Here is a 16,179-nt window from a genome sequence, read left to right as displayed (position 1 = left end):
ATTCTCCACACATCACACCCATTCAAAAAGCTTGATAAATTCGCTTATCAAAAAAGATAAGCAGACTTATTGACGCCTAGTATTAGTAGGCTTATATTTGCCCCATCGGAAACGAACACGGGCAAAGCAAATGGAAACCATCACTCGCGGTAACTGGAAAGGATTCACCGGTTGTGGCCTCAGCAACCGCGAGCTGGAATTCACCCTTGCTGTAGCCAATGGCGCCACCGACAAAGAAATCGCCCGCCAGGTTGGCCTGGCATGCGACTCGGTAAAAAAGCGCATCTACAACGCCATGTTCAAGCTCGGCGTAAACCGCCGGGCCGCCCTGGTAGCCGAAGCCATGCGCAAGGCAATCATTGCCCCGCTGGTGATCCTTCTCTGCTGCCTCTGCGCATTCCAGACCTTTCTTGACCTCGGCCACATGCAGCGGGCGCACCGCGTCGTGCGTATCCAGCAGCGTGCCGGCGGCAAGCGCGACACCACCGATGACCCCTTCGAGTTTTGCTGATGACCACTGACCAACGCTTCGGCCTGGGCTGGTGGTGCATCGCGGCAATCGTCGTGGCCATCAACCTGATGTAGGGCAGCGATGCCTCGGGGCAACCCGGAACGCTCTTTAACAACCAACGCCATGAACAGCTAGCCCGAAAGGGCGAGGCAGCCCGAGCTATCCACCGGCGGGCGACAGAAATCCGGGGGAGTTACAAAACGTATTGCCACTACTGGCGACCGGCGATCCGACAGGCCCGAAAGCCTGCCCACGCACAGATAGCTGTGACGGCGGACGAAGCGAAACGCTGAACCGAGAAATGCCCAGCAGGCGCGAATGACCCGGTAAGCAATGCGAGCGGTACGGAAAGCTTCACTGATGCACCTGCTCACCCGGGTGCATTGGGAAGCAACCAACCAAGGAGAAGGACATGTTGATACTCACCCGCCGCGTAGGCGAAACCCTCCACATCGGCGACAACATCAGCGTCACGGTGGTGGAAGTGAACGGCAACCAGGTGCGCATCGGCATCGCCGCGCCGAAGGACGTTCGAATCATGCGTCCGGAAGCAAAGCTGCAGCAGCCGAAGCTGGTCACGGCCAGTTAGGAGGCAGCATGGATCGCTTGCAGATCGAATACGCGCTTGCCCGGCAGATACCCGAAATGCCTCGCGGCTTCGAAATCCACACCAACTACGGGCAGTTTGCCCTCGATGGAAAGGACGCTGAGAAGGTCGCGGCGCTGGTGGAAAAGCTTTTGCGCTCTCGCCTGGCCGAGCTGCCCGCAGACTGAGTTGTAAACCGGCAGCTTACAACTGCCCCGATACCTGCTTCGGCAGGCTGCATCGGACAGTGATCGGCGCCTCCTGTGACAGCGGGGTGGCCACCTTGCTCCGAGCCAACAGCCAAGGCCTCCACCCTTGGTTAGGTGAAGACGGGCAACACACGCGGCGATTCGATCACTGTCCGATGCAGAAGCGGCGTGGAAAGCAGACACGCAGCGCAACGTAGCTCCGAGCGCACTCAGAAAACCGGAGACGTGGTGCCCGTATTCAGGCGGGGTAAAGCAATCAGCGGATCAACGGCCCCACGACCGCCGCAGAGAGCAAGGCTGTATCAGCCCCATTGCGGGGACTGTTGGCCTGGGGATAGCCGGATTAGCGCCCGGCCTTCTGCATCACCAATTTCATAGGTGGCCACTGCCTGCCCAGTGAGCGTTCAGCGGAGGGTTTAGCCATGGGCCATTAAACGATCCGAAAGCACCACCTGCAGCAACCATCGCAACGAGTTAAGGCCGCCGCCGAGGCACGGACGCCCGGCAGCACCCTCCCCGCCTTCATACGCCGCCACCTTACCGGTTGGACCTTGCGGAAGACTCTTCCGGACAGGGTGGCGACCTATGCACGCAAACCCACCCCGAGGAATACCCATGAAACAGAAAGCGATCCTGTTCGCCCTGGCGTTGGCCTTTACCGGCCTGGCCAACGCTGCACCCGCTGAGCTGAAGTTCTGCACCGGCGGCGAAGGCGGCTTCTACGAGAGCTTGGGCCAAGCCATCGGCAAGGCGATCACCAAGACCACCGGCAGCCATTTGGACGTGATCAACACCGGCGGTTCGGTGGAGAACGCCCAGCGCCTGAAAGACGGTGACTGCGACATCGCCATCATCCAGGCCGACGCAGTGACCAGCCTCCCTCTGCCGGCCGACATCAAGGTGTCGGATGCGCACACCGAGGTGGTGTATTGGCTCCACGGCCCGGCCGGCGTCGACGACTTCGGCAAGATGGAAAACGATTCGGTGGCCGAGAAATACGCCTTCGCGGCGGTGAGCGGCAGCGGTGCACTGGTGACGGTGCGCAACTGGATCAAGACCGACAAGGACTACGAAGGCGCGCGCATCGTTGAGTTTGACGATTGGTACAGCGCCGCCGAGGCGGTCGCCCAGGGCTACGTTTCCCGCGCCGGTGTTCGCATCGAGATTGCCGGCATGCTGTACATCGGCCGCGCCGGCAAGATCACCCCGGACATCACCGAAGACTTTTCGAAGCAGATCATGATCGGCGAAGTGAACGACGACTCCTTTGAGAACGCCAAGGACGCCAACAACAACCCGCTCTACACCCACTGCAAAATCAGCGGCGAAGCAACCAGCGGGCTGAAGACCTCGACCACCCTGGCCGCCGACAGCTACTGCCTGCGCGCACAGATCGTCTACAACAACGACTACCACAAAGACCTGCCAGCCAAAGAGCAGCGCGAAGTGCGCCGCGCGGTAGACAAGGGCATAAACGGCATCGTCAAAGCGGTTCGCTAACGTGCTCCGCTTCGCCCTGGCCGTGATCGTGGTTGGCCTGCTGCTCACCACCTCTTCCCTCCTGCACTTCCTGTCCATCACCTACCTGGTCGGCGTCCTCTCGGGGCTGCTGCTCGGCGGCGTGCTTTGGTTCCGGCTACGCGGGAGCAACCCGAAGGCTTGATTCGTGCCCTGCATCCGCGGGGCCAGGTGCCAACCATGACGATCTACAGCGCCCTCCTGATCGTGTTCGTCCTGCTGAAGCTGTTCGACCTGCTCGACTGGTCATGGTGGTGGATCACCGCCCCGCTCTGGGGCTCGGTCAGTTTCTACGTCCTCGTCCAGCTGCTTCGCCTCATTCCACGGCGCAAAGGCCCCACACCAACACTACCGAGTGAGCACAACCTATGAACCGTTCGCCCGACATCGACCATGCAATCGAACACACCCGCCAGGCACTGGCAGCCCGCGCACAAAAGCGCCACCTCCCACCGCCGCGCGCCACCCAGGTGTTCATCCACGGAAAGGCCATGGTTCAGGTCAAAGACCTCGACACCGGCCGCGTTCTCGGCTTCCGCCGCTCCTACAGCGAAGCACGCTTGCTGGCCGCCCAATTGGAGCGCGGGGAGCTTCGCGCATGATCGGCTGCAACTCCCATATGCTTAAGCAATCGGAATCGGCAATGCTGGAAGAAGCCATGGCCCGCTTTCTTGCCGGCGGCGGCGCCGTGAATGAAGTGCCCAACGGCCTGAGCAACCCCAACCCCATCGCGTTCATTCAGCCTCGCATTGCGCCATCAAAAGCGCGCAAGAGCCGCGCCAAAGCACCTGAAGAAAAGAAGCCAAGGCGCCCCAGTCTTTCCGACCTGGCGCGAAAAGAACGCGACGGCAAGATCGCCGAAATGGCCAAGACCATGACGGCACCCGAGATAGGCGAAGCGCTGGGGCTCAGTCGGGGCACGGTTGTGGATATCGGCCGCCGCCGAGGCTTCGGCTTCGTGCCAACCCCGGCCATAGACGACGGCGAAGACGCCCGGTACATCGAGCGCATCCTGGCCATGAAAGGCCTCGGCGTCACCAAAACGCAGTGCGCCCGAAAGCTTGATATCTCCCTGACGAAGATGGACCGCCTACTGGCAGTCGGAAAGATCGACTACCCCAAAGCAGGACCAGGGCGCCCACGATGAAACGAGCACCACACCACCGGCGGCGGATGCACATCACCCTGCCGCCAAGCGAGATTGTCCATGGCAATGACAACGCAGCAGCGGTCAGCGAAAGCGGCCGAGAAGCGCGCAGCGAAGCAAATCGAAATCCTGCGGCTACCAACACCACCAGGCACCAAAGCCCAACTGGCCGACCTGATGGAATGGCATGGCGTTGAGGTCGCGGCGGAAGCCATGAGCCTGATGGTTATGAACCTGCATGCGCTTGGACCGACTGGTTCGGCCCACGCCTTCGCCGTGCCGCGCCACGAAATACGCATCAGCGAAAACGTAGCGCGGAAGCTCTACGAGGAAGGCGCCCGACAGTCGCAAAGCTTTGATAAGGAGGAAGCGTGAGCAGCCAACCAACACCGAAGCAGGCCGAAACACTAGGCCATATCCGCGGCTTCATCGAAGCCAATGGCTATTCGCCAACCGTCACGGAGCTGGCGGCCATCGCCGGCGTACACGGTAACGCTGTGCAGGGCCGCATTGACGCCCTGGTCAGCAAAGGCTTGGTCACTCGCACCACTGGCGCCGCGCGAACCATCCGCCCCGCCGCCTGAAAAACCTTTCCCCTTTCTGGAAAACCTTTTCCGCCACCTGCTGCGGCTGGGCGGCGCTTTGCCTGGAGAAACGCATGACACCCTCCCACCAGATACGGGTCGGCGATTGCCTGGAGCTGCTGCGGGCGATGCCAAGCGAGTCCGTGCAGTGCTGCGTCACCTCGCCGCCCTATTACATGCTGCGCGACTACAACATCGACGGGCAAATTGGGCTGGAGGAAACGCCGGCGGAGTTCATCAACCGGTTGGTTGAGGTGTTCCGCGAAGTGCGCCGAGTACTCCGGAAGGACGGCACCGCCTGGGTAAACATGGGCGACAGCTACGCCGGAAGCTGGGGCGCACACGGCCGGGCAGATATGGGCATCAGTGTCTCAGCAATGAGCGCGAGGCAGGTTGCAGCCAGCCTGCGCAAAGGCAAGAAGGTGAAGAGCGAGGGCTACAAGCCGAAGGACATGATGGGGATGCCTTGGCGCCTGGCCTTTGCCCTACAGGACGATGGCTGGTATCTGCGCCAGGACATCATCTGGAATAAGAACAACCCAATGCCGGAGAGCGTGCGCGACCGGTGCACCAAGTCGCACGAATACATTTTCCTGCTGAGCAAATCGCCGAAGTACTACTACGACCAGGCGGCCATCCTCGAACCCTGCTCACCCAACACACATGCCCGATTATCCCAGGCAGTGCAGGAGCAGATCGGCAGCGAGCGGGCGAACGGTGGCGCCAAATCCAACGGCAACATGAAGGCGGTGGCCAGGAAGTCAAACGGCGTTGGCTGGGGCTATGACACCAGCAGCAAGCCGCGAACCGCTGGCCGAGTGAAGGACAACGCCTCCATGGACTCGGCCCTGGCAATCATGCCCAGCGAGCGCAACAAGCGCAGCGTGTGGACGGTACCGACCCACAGTTTCAAAGGCGCCCACTTCGCCACCTTCCCGCCTGACCTGATCAGGCCCTGCATTCTCGCCGGCGCACCGCGCGGAGGCCTTGTGCTTGATCCGTTCGGCGGCGCCGGTACCACCGGCCTGGTCGCCATGCAGGAAGGCCGGTGCTCGCTTCTGCTCGAGCTCAATCCCGAATACGCCGCGCTGGCCACTGCCAGGCTGAACACAGCCTGGATCGATGGTGCTGCGCAGATGGACATCCTTCTCGACTCCAAGGAATCAGCCGCATGACAGCCTTTCAAAGCCTGCCCCTCCCGTTGGAGTGGGAACTTGTCGTTGACCTGTTCGCCGGCGGCGGCGGGGCCAGCACAGGTATTGCCCGGGCGTACCGCGAACCCGACGTTGCGGTGAACCACAACCCCATCGCCCTGGCCGTGCACCGCGCGAACCACCCCGAGACGGCCCACTATGTGGCTGACGTCTTCGAGGTCGACCCGGTGTTGGCAACCGGCGGCCAGCCTGTAGGCATCCTCTGGGCCTCCCCTGATTGCCGGCACCACAGCAAGGCCAAGGGAGGCGCGCCGCGTGATCGCGGAGTTCGCGGCCTGGCCTGGGTTGTCGTGCGCTGGGCACATGCCACCCGCCCCCGTCTGATGTTCTTGGAGAACGTCGAAGAGTTTTGCGACTGGGGCCCCATCGACGAACACGGCCAGCCGATCAAGGCTGAGCGTGGACGGACCTTCAAGTCGTTCGTTGCTGCGCTGAGCACTGGCCTGCCAGCGGATCACCCGGATATGCCGGAGATACTGGAGTCGATAGGCGAGTTCGTGCCCATGCAGGCCCTGGTGCGCGGCCTGGGCTACAACGTCGAATGGCGCGAGCGTATTGCCTCCAACGCTGGAGCCCCAACCATCCGCAAGCGCCTCTACTTGGTCGCGCGAAACGACGGGAAGGCGATTGTCTGGCCGGAGCCAGTGCGCCACAAAGCGCCGACGCGCAAACAGCAACCTTGGCGAACTGCGGCCGAGTGTATCGACTGGAGATATCTGGGCCGGACGATCTTCCGCGACAAGCCGATGGCCCTGAACACCCGCCGGCGAGTGGCCAAAGGCTTGTGGCGCCATGTTCTCACCAGCGCCAAGCCGTTCATTGTGCCAATGCGCGGCACGTCCGATGCGCACACCAGCACCCACGGCACCGACGAGGCGCTGTCGACCATCAGCGCCGGAGGTACGCATCACGCATTGGTTCAGCCGGTCACCGCGCCCTTCCTAACCGAGTGCGCCAACGGGTCATCGCAACGGAACTTCGATATTCAGGAGCCGCTGCGCACTCAGGTCGCCCAGGTGAAGGGCGGCCACTTCGCCGTCGTGGCGGCCAACATGGTCACGCTGCGCAAGGGGTCGGTGGGCGCCGATGTAGCCAGCCCACTTGGCGTTGTCGCAACCAGCAGCGGCCACCATGCGTTGTCTGCGGCGTTCTTCGAGCAGGCCAACGGCGGCTTCTACGATGGGGATGGGCGCGCTGCCGACACGCCGCTATCGACTATCTGTCAGTCCGGCGCCAACCAGCGCCTGGTGAGCGCCTACCTGGTGAAGTACTACGGCGCCGAACAGGACGGTGTGTCGCTGCATGAGCCGATGCACACCCTGCCCACCAAGGACCGCATTGCACTGGTCGAGACGGTACAGGTGCCGAATACGCTCACACCTGAGCAGCTGGAAGGCGCCCGCCGGTGCGCCGCATTCATGCACGAACACCTGCCGGAGCATTTCAAAGACCCGGCCGAAATCGTCATGGTGGGCGGCTACGTGCTGGTGGATATCACGCTGCGGATGCTGCAACCGCCGGAACTGAAGCGCGCGCAAGGCTTCAACGAGAACTACATCATCGACCGCGGCTTGTTCGTTGATCCGGTGACCGGCGCTGAAGAGTGGCGAGAGATAAACAAGACGGATCAGGTGCGGCTGATAGGGAACAGCGTGTGTCCTGACGAGGCGGAGGCGCTGGTCCGGGCGAATGCGGCGGACCTGATCGAGCTATACAACCGGCTCGCCGCGTGAGCCGAATACGCCAGTTAATCGGCTCAAACCAACCCTCCCCGGCACTTCCTTGCCCGATGCGGCCGGGTCGGAAGGAGAGTTTACACAAACGGAAGCATGGATAACCCTTGCAGAACCGCCGCCACCGAGGCGGCCCAGGCTGCTCGAGCATTCCAGAGTGCTTGCTTTTGCAAAGTGGCTAAAACATTGCTTCCATCCCTGGTTATGGAGAAGTTGTCGGGCATCCCACCCGGTGCCGGTGGGCGCTCCTCAGTTACGACTTTGGCCTTAGCAGATATCACCCAAAGGACTGCGGAGGCGATAGCCGAAAAGGCGGCAAGACCCTGGAGCAAATCTTTCAAATCGATGCAGACCATCTGTTCCTCCTTGAACCGGCACATCGCCGGGCTTGGCACATTTACCCCATAACCCACTGTCACGCCACCCGGGCGTTCACTGCTTGCCAAACGGAAACATCAGGCGCTTCCACCAGGCCGGCCTGGGCCCTGCCGTCACTCTTCGGAACACCTGAAGCACAGCATCAGCGCCGAGCTCCAACTCTTTCAGGCTCCGCCGGTTCTTTTCCATTTCACGGATAACCAGCACCGCCAGCTTCTTCTCTGTATCGGTCAAGTCGGCCATGCGCTTCTCCTCTGCTTCGATCACGTTCGAGAAAGCTAGCACTTGAATTGACTATTGCCTGTAGGGGCATTCCGAACATCCCCCCGGCACTTGCTTGCCCGATGCGGCAGAAGGGAAAGTGGCTACCTGAGCAGTTTTTCTTTTACCAAAGCGTTCAGCGAAGAGGTGATTTCTTTAACGTAACTTAGAGTTTCTTCCTCGCCAACCAATCCTTTGTCTTTAAACTCCGTAGCAATTTTAGATACTGCAAAACCATATACTCCACGTCTTAACTTTGGATAATTAAGATTGGACCAGTTCGTATAGTTATTTGACACGGACGAGCACAAGTATTCAAAGCGCAGGACCGCCTCAAACATTTTACCTGCTTCGACACCCCAAAGAACTGAGCATTCCAGTTGAAGGCCCTTAAACTCCGCCGCAAGGGCTTCAACTTCTGCTCTCTTTTTCATTAATATTTCTTCGAAATAGCCATGAAGCATCATTGGCGGGCCTTCCGGATTGGTAGCCACGGCTTCTGCGGAGGATTGGACATGGCTCCACAGGTACATAACCTCCCGCGTGTATTTACTTAATGTAATTGCTACTTTTCGCGCCAAATCGTGGTCGGAGGTTGCACTTATTTGTTTTCTCCAGGTATTTACTCCTGAGTATGCAACCCCGACGGCAGCTATCGTTGCTATTGCAGCGAAAATTTCCATTAAGTCGTGAACACTCGTCACAACAAAGAACCCTTCCCCAATTACGGCTCTACCTATTATTCCACCCAAAACCAATAACAGCGCGCATCCGCCGTATATCACTGAATCAGCTTTCAATTCCGACACTCCCTTACTGACCACAATCCCTTTCCCATCACGTTATCAGGTGAGGATTCCCCGTGCACCGAATCTACCTCAGCGGCCCCATGACCGGCCTGCCCGACTTCAACTACCCAGCATTCAACGCCGAAGCCGCACGACTGCGCGACCTGGGCTACGAAGTGGTGAACCCCGCCGAGAACCCGCCACAAGCATCATGGGCCGACTACATGCGCCAGGACATTCCGCAGCTGCTCACCTGCGACACCCTGGCCCTGCTGCCGGCCTGGCACAACTCCAAGGGCGCGAAGCTTGAGCATCACATTGCCGCGCAGCTGGGACTGCTCAGGGTCAGCGTTCATCAAATCGAGCAGCCAGCAAAGCAGGCGGCACCAGCCTTCATTCCCGAGCGGGCTGCCGCTGGCGTGACTGATGAACGTGCAGAATTCGAAAAATGGGCCGTGACCGACTGGCCAAAAGCACCACTGACGTTTGTGCGTGACGCATTGCCGAAGAACGACCCGCGCTATGGCGAGTATTGCGCAGATTACCTGCAGCGCGCCTGGGTCGGCTGGCAGGCCCGCGCAGCGCTTTAACCCCTTCCCCACTTATCCAATCAACTGCCGGCACTGGCCGGCGGTAAGGACGAAGTCATGGCTAAAAATAATCACCTGGAGCTCGGCAAGGAGATGTGGCTGATCCTCTCGCCGACGTTCCACCAGGTGGCCGCCGACAATGGCATCACGACGCAAGACCAGTTTGTTTCGCTATGGGCCGGCTTCCTCGCCGGTTCCTGCGGCGCCATGACCGCAAACGTTGGTCCGGACTTCGCGGCCGCTCTTCTGGACGAAATCAAAAAGTCGGTGGCCGCTGTCTCCCGCTCGAAACTGAAGGCGGTGAAATCATGAAAGAACGCCCCATCCTGTTCAGCGGGCCTATGGTGCGCGCCATCCTGGAAGGCAGGAAGACAGTCACACGGCGGCGGGTGAAGTCCACCAAGGCTCACGCCGACGGTTTCATGTTGGTGAACCACGGCAAAGGCTTTTGGCCTTACAACTCGTTCGGCGACTTCACCAGCGACCAGGAAGGCATGGAATATCCAATTGCCTGCCCTTACGGAAAGCCAGGTGATCGGCTGTGGGTGCGGGAAACGTTTTCCACGCTTAGCGCAGGCCAGTACGAGCCGGTAAAGCCCAGACAAGGCTATGGCCAAGACGTCCGCTTTGCAGCAACCGACCCGCTTTCCGATTGCGACGTTGGAGTGCGTGGTTACCAGTGGCGGCCCAGCATCCACATGCCCCGCTGGTGCTCTCGCATCCTGCTGGAAATCACCGCCGTGCGCGTGGAACGCCTGCAGGACATCAGCGATGAGCAAGCCCAGGCCGAGGGCTGTTTCTTCACCGACTACGGCCGGCAGTGCTTTCACGGTGGCACCGGCTGGAAAGATGTTGGCGATTGCCCAGCGCAGGCCGGCCACCAACAGCGCAATGGCTGGATGTGGGACGCGACAACCAGTCATGAACAATGCCTCGGCACACCGCGCTGGGCGTTCGGCAACCTTTGGAATTCGGTCAATGGGCCAGATGCCTGGGACGCCAACCCCTGGGTATGGGTCGTAGAGTTCAAGCGGGTGAACGGTTGAGCGGCCTCGAAATCTGCCCCATGTCACTGGCTGAAGCCAATGAGTTTGTTCGACTCCACCACCGGCACCACCGCCAGGTCCAAGGCCATAAATTTAGCCTGGGACTTTCCGCTGGCGGCGCGGTGGTTGGCGTTGTGATCGTTGGCCGTCCAGTCGCTCGCCACCTTGATGACGGAGCCACGCTGGAGGTAACCCGCTGCTGCACAGACGGAGTGCGCAACGGCTGCTCCAAACTTTACGGCGCTGCGTGGCGGGCAACGCGCGCTCTGGGCTATCGCCGCCTGATCACCTACACCCTCGCCAGCGAAGAAGGTGGAAGCCTGCGCGCCAGTGGCTGGCGACTCATCGGTGTGCGCGGGGGCGGCCAATGGAGTTGCCCAAGTCGGCCGCGGGTTGAAACCACAAACCCAGGGCAAAAGCTTCTCTGGGAAGCAGTAACCCCTTAACCCCCCCCACTCCCCTACAGCCTGCCGGTGATCGGCGGGCGAGGTATTTCCATGTCTGCAACTGAACGCTTCCGCGAGTTGGCGAATGACGCCCTGTGCGAAATCAGCAAGAACAGCCCGGCGGGGGCTTGCCTCGCCCTCGTCATTTACACACCAGGCAAACCCGAACACGACATCGTGCTCCGCGATATTGGTCTTGATGACAACGAGGTGCTGAGTGCACTGCGGCGCCGAGGCTTCAGCATCGACGGCGACAACGCCTACAAGCGCGATCTGTGCGACTCGATCATCGGGGCAATGATGCTGGGCGCCCAAGATAAGAGCCCGCCACCCGACGGCCAATGGCAGCAACAGTTCTGGCAGATCGCCCGCGAAGAGGCGGCCGACCGGCAAGACCTTATTACGGCCTTGGCCCAGGTGGCCGACTGCCTCGGCAAAGCCCTAACGCAAGGCGAAGTATCTGCCAAGCAGGCAGGCGCAGCGCTGGTGAACGCCGGCGAACTGTTGGCGAAGTTCCAGCGATAACCCCTCCCCACCTTCTGCCGCCATAGGGCGGCCCGCAGAGGTATTGCCTATGGGCCTGAAAGCCACCCAAATGCCGGTGCAGGACGAAGCGCACGACAAGGTGCTGGAGTCCCGCATGGCTGAACTGATCGGAACCACCACAAAGGCCCTGCAGCGAAAGCGCGAGCGCGGTATCACGCCCCTTGGAGTGTGGCAGCGCGTAGACGGCAGGGTCATGTACAGCATTCGGAGATATGAAGAATGGGTAGAAAGTCTGTGGGAGCCCTGCCCGAGGGCGTCGAAGTCGTCGGGCAGTCAGTCCGCATCCGATTCACATGGAAATCCAGGCGCTGTGAAACGCTCACCTTCGCGCCGACCTCGGCCGGTATCGCAGCCGCCTCAGCTCTACGTTCTCAAGTAAAACAACTGATCAAGCTCGGCGTGATGACGGACGACAAATACGCCGAGCTGTTCCCCGCCTCCGGCTACGTGCTGTCGCAACAGACCCCGATGTTTTGCGCTTACGCCCAGACCTGGCTGGACAGCCGGATCATCGTCAAAGGCACCCGCGACAACTACCGGGGCACCCTGAACAACTACTGGATGCCGTTCATTGGGCCGCGGCGTATTGATGAAATCACCTCGGCGGACCTGCGCAAGATCGTTGCGGAAACGGACTGGACGTCGGTAGGGGTTCGGCGCAATGCCACGGACAAGCTGTCGAGCGTGTTCAAGTCGGCGGTGGCTGACGGCCTGATCGCTCGCAACCCTATGGCATCCATCACCCGGCCGAAGCTGCAAAAGAAGGTCGTGGACCCGCTGACACGCGAGGAAGCCGAAGAGGTGATCGCGCACCTTTACCAGAACCTCAAAGGCCTGGTGCGGGTGTACGCCTGCTTTTTCGAGTTCGCGTTTTTCACTGGGATGCGCCCGGGCGAAATCATGGCGCTGCGCTGGGATGAGGTGGATATGGGCGCGAAGAGTGCACACGTCTGCCGCGTGCTGGTGAAGGGGAAGATCGAGGAAAGGGTAAAAACGAAGCACAACCGGCATGTGCTGCTGAACCGCCAGGCGCTGAATGCCTTGCGTGAGGCCATGCCGTTGACCAAGGCGCGGAGCCCATATGTTTTTGCGCCAGCGGTGTTTCCAGATGACGAGCCGTACATCCACACCACCAGCACCACAACCGACTATTTCCACGACGCGCTGAAGGCCTTGAAGATCCGCCGGCGCCGTCAATACGACACCCGCCACACCTACGCGACCATGTGTCTCATGGCCGGCTTGAACCCCGCCTTCATTGCCAACCAGCTTGGCCACAGTGTACAAATGCTGCTTTCGACCTACGCCAAGTGGCTCAACTCAACTTCCGATTTTGCGGAGTTGGATAAGCTGGAAAACCGGCAAGTTGGTACAACTTTGGTACAGGCAAAATAGCTGCAACCCTACAGGCCCCGCCGTTTCTGGTCGAAGTTTGAAGACTGCGACATTTCCTTATAAGATCCGGCCTCCCCATTTCGTCGCACCGTGCGGCCCCCAGCCGCTGGTAGAGCCCTTTTTTCTGTGAAAATCCAAGGCTTGCTCACCAGCGCAATCGTTGTACAAAAGGTAGTTAATGATGAGCGCAAGACACTTTCTCTCGCTAATGGACTGCACGCCCGATGAGTTGCTGGGTCTGCTCCGTCGCGGCATTGAGCTGAAGAGCCTGCGCCATCGAGGCATCCTTTTCGAGCCGCTGAAAAATCGCGTGCTGGGTATGATTTTCGAGAAAGCCTCGACCCGTACCCGCCTCTCCTTCGAAGCCGGCATGATCCAGCTCGGCGGCCAGGCCATCTTTCTGTCGCCGCGTGATACCCAGCTGGGCCGTGGCGAGCCGATCAGCGATGCCGCCATCGTCATGTCGCGCATGCTCGATGCGGTGATGATCCGCACCTTCGCCCACAGCACCCTCACCGAATTCGCAGCCCATTCGCGAGTGCCGGTTATCAATGGCCTGTCGGACGACCTGCACCCCTGCCAACTGCTGGCCGATATGCAGACCTACCACGAGCTGCGCGGCCCTATAAGAGGCAAAACCGTGGCCTGGATCGGCGACGGCAACAATATGTGCAACAGCTACATCGAAGCTGCCCAGCAGTACGATTTCCAGCTGCGCGTGGCCTGCCCGCCCGGCTATGAGCCGAACCCGGCCTTTGTCGCCCAGGCCGGCGACCGCGTGACCATCGTGCGCGACCCGCGCGAAGCCGTGGCTGGCGCCCATCTGGTGAGCACTGACGTTTGGACCTCCATGGGCCAGGAAGAAGAAGCCGCCGAACGCCTGGCGCTGTTCAAGCCGTACCAGGTCACCCGCGCCCTTCTCGACCAGGCCGCCAGCGACGTGCTGTTCCTACACTGCCTGCCCGCGCACCGTGGCGAAGAGATCAGCGAAGACCTGCTCGACGACCCACGCTCCGCCGCCTGGGACCAAGCCGAAAACCGCCTGCACGCGCAAAAGGCGCTGCTGGAAATGCTCGTTGAGCCAGGCTACCGCCCGGCATGAGTACGGCGGCGCTGCTGAGCCTGCGGGACCTGAGTTGCGGCTACCGCGACCATCCCGTGGTGCAGCAGCTGAACCTGCAACTCAATGTCGGTGAAATCGGTTGCCTGCTCGGCCCTTCCGGCTGCGGCAAAACCACCACGTTGCGCGCCATCGCCGGTTTCGAGCCGGTGCTGGGCGGCGAAATCCAGCTAGGCAGCAGCGTTATCTCCCGCGCTGGCTTTACCCTGGCCCCGGAGAAACGCCGCATCGGCATGGTGTTCCAGGACTACGCCCTGTTCCCGCACCTGACCGTCGCCGACAACGTCGCCTTCGGCATCCGCCAGCAACCCAACAGCACGCAAACCACCGCCGAGCTGCTCGACCTGGTCAAGCTTTCCACCCTGAGCAAACGCTTTCCCCACGAACTCTCCGGCGGCCAACAGCAGCGTGTGGCGCTGGCCCGCGCCCTGGCAACCGACCCGCAATTGCTGCTGCTCGATGAGCCCTTCTCCAACCTCGACAACGAATTGCGCCGCCGCTTGAGCCATGAGGTGCGGAAATTCTCAAGGCCCGTGGCACCAGCGCCGTACTGGTCACCCACGACCAGGAAGAAGCCTTCGCCGTCAGCGACAAGGTGGGGGTGTTCAAGGAAGGTCATCTGGAGCAGTGGGACACGCCCTACAACCTCTACCATCGGCCGCAGACGCCCTTTGTCGCCAGCTTTATCGGCCAGGGCTATTTCGTTCGCGGCGAAATGCTCAGCCGTGAATCGGTGCAGACCGAGTTGGGAGTTATCAATTGCCAACCGCGCGATTGGCCCAGCGGTAGCCCGGTGGATGTGCTGCTACGCCCGGACGACATCGACTTTGCCGAAGATGGCGAGCAAAAGCCTTGGTGCTGAGTACGAGCTTTCTCGGCGCCAACACCCTATATCGCCTGCGCCTGGCCACCGGCGGGCACGTTGAAGCGTTATTCCCCGGCCATGTACAGCGCCAGGCTGGCGACTACGTCGGCGTGCGTCTGGCGGCCACGCAGGTCGTTACTTTCCCCGCGCCGGGCAGCCAGCTCTAAAGCGCTACCACCTGATCGCGGCCGTTGTCTTTGGCCTGATACAACGCGCGGTCGCCGCGTTGCATGGTGGTTTGCCACGGTTCCGGGCCGATATAGCGGCTGATCCCTACCGACACCGTCATCCGCAGCTGCGGGTAACCCTCCCACTGCGTGGCGCGCAAAGTGCCGCGCAACCGCTCCATGGCCAGCAGCGCGCCCGCTTCGTTGGTGTTGGACAGAATCAGCAAAATTCTTCGCCGCCCATGCGCGCGACAAAATCCACGTCGCGGATCACCCGCTGCAGAATGCCCGCCAGTTGGCACAGCACCGCATCACCGCCGTGGTGGCCGTACGCGTCATTTACGTGCTTGAAAAAATCCAGGTCCAGCAGGCACAACACAAAATCGTAGGTGCCGCGGTCGGCCAGGGCTTTCTGCTGGTCCAGCACTTCGTTGGCGAAACGGCGGTTGTACAGGCCCGTCAGCTCATCGGTAATCGCCAGTTGCTGGATACGCTCCAGCGCCACCTGCAGGTCGCGGTTGCGCTCTTGCAGAATGTCGCGCAGACGGCTCATCTCCAGCCCGAGCATCGAAACCCCGCCAATCAACACGAAAAACGCCAGGGTACGGATCGCCTCGATCTGCCAGTCAAAATTCATCCCGCGGTGGATCAGCGCAGCCATCAGCACGCAGTAGCAGACCGCGGTGTACACACCGATGCGGATAAACCCGCGCAAGCTCAGGCGGAAGGCGCCGAACATCAGCACTACCAGCACCATCATCAGAAACAGCGAACGCAGGCTGTCGGCGAAATACACGCTGACGAAGATTACGCCGATGGCCCAGCTCATCTGCGGCAAGGTCAAGCTGGGGTCGTGAAAACGCAGGTTGAGGTTGAACCAGGTCAGGGCGAAAAAGCCGGCGGAGCTGGCCAGCACAATAAGGGTCAGCAACAGCATGCCGGCCACTGTCAGTTGCATAAACCCGCCGGCAAACGCCAGCCAGCACAACAACAGGTAGCCCAGGGATGCACTGCTTGCCAAGAGAATCCGGCGTACGCGCAACCGTTGTTGGCGAGACGGCATCAGCGGGTCCTT

Annotated in this window: 22 protein-coding genes and 2 pseudogenes; 20 read left to right on the top strand and 4 right to left on the bottom strand. The window is 60.9% G+C overall.

The genetic code is table 11. The annotated features are described in order from the left end of the window. Positions 1–130: 130 nt before the first annotated feature. The 12 genes from AC0V2S_RS12745 (at position 131) to AC0V2S_RS12690 (ending at position 7,502) form a co-directional block, all read left to right on the top strand. Entirely contained in the window at positions 131–511 is a 381-nt protein-coding gene (locus tag AC0V2S_RS12745) for a response regulator transcription factor (protein WP_475510059.1), read from the top strand. Between the two features lie 412 nt (positions 512–923). Then, positions 924–1,100 (top strand): carbon storage regulator CsrA, encoded by a 177-nt coding sequence (csrA, locus tag AC0V2S_RS12740; RefSeq protein WP_475510058.1) that lies wholly within the window; start codon positions 924–926, stop codon positions 1,098–1,100. Positions 1,101–1,108: 8 nt separating this feature from the next. Continuing rightward, positions 1,109–1,285: a hypothetical protein gene (locus tag AC0V2S_RS12735; RefSeq protein ID WP_475510057.1), complete on the top strand. Its 177-nt coding sequence runs from the start codon at positions 1,109–1,111 to the stop codon at positions 1,283–1,285. A 636-nt stretch (positions 1,286–1,921) separates the two neighbouring features. Beyond that, complete coding sequence (locus AC0V2S_RS12730; RefSeq protein ID WP_475510056.1) at positions 1,922–2,806, top strand: TAXI family TRAP transporter solute-binding subunit; 885 nt, start codon at positions 1,922–1,924, stop codon at positions 2,804–2,806. A 1-nt stretch (position 2,807) separates the two neighbouring features. Then, complete coding sequence (locus AC0V2S_RS12725; protein WP_475510055.1) at positions 2,808–2,969, top strand: hypothetical protein; 162 nt, start codon at positions 2,808–2,810, stop codon at positions 2,967–2,969. A gap of 35 nt (positions 2,970–3,004) precedes the next feature. Further along, positions 3,005–3,196: a hypothetical protein gene (locus AC0V2S_RS12720; RefSeq protein WP_475510054.1), complete on the top strand. Its 192-nt coding sequence runs from the start codon at positions 3,005–3,007 to the stop codon at positions 3,194–3,196. Then, entirely contained in the window at positions 3,193–3,426 is a 234-nt protein-coding gene (locus tag AC0V2S_RS12715; protein ID WP_475510053.1) for a hypothetical protein, read from the top strand. Before AC0V2S_RS12720 ends, AC0V2S_RS12715 begins: the two co-directional genes overlap by 4 nt. Further along, a complete protein-coding gene (locus tag AC0V2S_RS12710; protein WP_475510052.1) occupies positions 3,423–3,971 on the top strand; it encodes a hypothetical protein in 549 nt (182 codons plus the stop codon). The genes AC0V2S_RS12715 and AC0V2S_RS12710 overlap by 4 nt, the downstream gene beginning before the upstream one ends. Positions 3,972–4,031: 60 nt before the next feature. Continuing rightward, on the top strand, positions 4,032–4,346 hold the full coding sequence (locus AC0V2S_RS12705; protein WP_475510051.1) for a hypothetical protein: 315 nt from the start codon (positions 4,032–4,034) through the stop codon (positions 4,344–4,346). Then, positions 4,343–4,555, top strand: a complete 213-nt coding sequence (locus AC0V2S_RS12700; RefSeq protein ID WP_475510050.1) for a LexA family protein — start codon at positions 4,343–4,345, stop codon at positions 4,553–4,555. Before AC0V2S_RS12705 ends, AC0V2S_RS12700 begins: the two co-directional genes overlap by 4 nt. A 74-nt stretch (positions 4,556–4,629) precedes the next feature. Further along, on the top strand, positions 4,630–5,730 hold the full coding sequence (locus tag AC0V2S_RS12695; protein WP_475510049.1) for a DNA-methyltransferase: 1,101 nt from the start codon (positions 4,630–4,632) through the stop codon (positions 5,728–5,730). After that, on the top strand, positions 5,727–7,502 hold the full coding sequence (locus AC0V2S_RS12690) for a DNA cytosine methyltransferase (protein ID WP_475510048.1): 1,776 nt from the start codon (positions 5,727–5,729) through the stop codon (positions 7,500–7,502). The genes AC0V2S_RS12695 and AC0V2S_RS12690 overlap by 4 nt, the downstream gene beginning before the upstream one ends. 80 nt (positions 7,503–7,582) lie before the next feature. Here AC0V2S_RS12690 and AC0V2S_RS12685 read toward each other — a convergent pair whose 3' ends face one another. The 3 genes from AC0V2S_RS12685 to AC0V2S_RS12675 all read right to left on the bottom strand — a co-directional run bounded on the left by AC0V2S_RS12685 (position 7,583) and on the right by AC0V2S_RS12675 (position 8,941). Then, on the bottom strand, positions 7,583–7,858 hold the full coding sequence (locus tag AC0V2S_RS12685; RefSeq protein WP_475510047.1) for a hypothetical protein: 276 nt from the start codon (positions 7,856–7,858) through the stop codon (positions 7,583–7,585). A 76-nt stretch (positions 7,859–7,934) separates the two neighbouring features. Beyond that, on the bottom strand, positions 7,935–8,123 hold the full coding sequence (locus AC0V2S_RS12680) for a hypothetical protein (protein ID WP_475510046.1): 189 nt from the start codon (positions 8,121–8,123) through the stop codon (positions 7,935–7,937). A gap of 122 nt (positions 8,124–8,245) precedes the next feature. Further along, the gene (locus AC0V2S_RS12675) at positions 8,246–8,941 is read right to left on the bottom strand and encodes a hypothetical protein (RefSeq protein ID WP_475510045.1); all 696 of its coding nucleotides are present in this window, start codon (positions 8,939–8,941) and stop codon (positions 8,246–8,248) included. Positions 8,942–9,003: 62 nt separating this feature from the next. On the opposite strand from AC0V2S_RS12675, the gene AC0V2S_RS12670 reads away from it, so the two are divergent. From AC0V2S_RS12670 to AC0V2S_RS12635, 8 genes and pseudogenes are all read left to right on the top strand, one after another. Next, positions 9,004–9,519: a DUF4406 domain-containing protein gene (locus tag AC0V2S_RS12670; protein ID WP_475510044.1), complete on the top strand. Its 516-nt coding sequence runs from the start codon at positions 9,004–9,006 to the stop codon at positions 9,517–9,519. Between the two features lie 57 nt (positions 9,520–9,576). Beyond that, on the top strand, positions 9,577–9,831 hold the full coding sequence (locus tag AC0V2S_RS12665) for a hypothetical protein (RefSeq protein WP_475510043.1): 255 nt from the start codon (positions 9,577–9,579) through the stop codon (positions 9,829–9,831). Beyond that, positions 9,828–10,565, top strand: a complete 738-nt coding sequence (locus AC0V2S_RS12660) for a hypothetical protein (protein WP_475510042.1) — start codon at positions 9,828–9,830, stop codon at positions 10,563–10,565. Before AC0V2S_RS12665 ends, AC0V2S_RS12660 begins: the two co-directional genes overlap by 4 nt. Then, positions 10,448–11,011, top strand: a complete 564-nt coding sequence (locus AC0V2S_RS12655) for an XF1762 family protein (RefSeq protein WP_475510041.1) — start codon at positions 10,448–10,450, stop codon at positions 11,009–11,011. Before AC0V2S_RS12660 ends, AC0V2S_RS12655 begins: the two co-directional genes overlap by 118 nt. Before the next feature lie 51 nt (positions 11,012–11,062). Next, on the top strand, positions 11,063–11,536 hold the full coding sequence (locus AC0V2S_RS12650; RefSeq protein ID WP_475510040.1) for a hypothetical protein: 474 nt from the start codon (positions 11,063–11,065) through the stop codon (positions 11,534–11,536). Positions 11,537–11,776: 240 nt separating this feature from the next. Further along, positions 11,777–12,952, top strand: coding sequence for a tyrosine-type recombinase/integrase (locus AC0V2S_RS12645; protein WP_475510039.1), 1,176 nt, complete (start codon positions 11,777–11,779; stop codon positions 12,950–12,952). 181 nt (positions 12,953–13,133) lie between these two features. After that, positions 13,134–14,054, top strand: a complete 921-nt coding sequence (gene argF, locus AC0V2S_RS12640; RefSeq protein ID WP_475510038.1) for an ornithine carbamoyltransferase — start codon at positions 13,134–13,136, stop codon at positions 14,052–14,054. Continuing rightward, positions 14,051–15,104, top strand: a pseudogene (locus AC0V2S_RS12635) (ABC transporter ATP-binding protein). Before argF ends, AC0V2S_RS12635 begins: the two are co-directional and overlap by 4 nt. Here the strand turns inward: AC0V2S_RS12635 and AC0V2S_RS12630 are convergent. Beyond that, a pseudogene (locus AC0V2S_RS12630) lies at positions 15,101–15,657 on the bottom strand (GGDEF domain-containing protein). The pseudogenes AC0V2S_RS12635 and AC0V2S_RS12630 overlap by 4 nt on opposite strands. Positions 15,658–16,179 lie beyond the last annotated feature (522 nt).

This window comes from Pseudomonas sp. CC11G, assembly GCF_056174845.1.
Note: the sequence above shows the minus strand (reverse complement) of the source record. Positions and strands in the feature narration are given on the sequence as shown.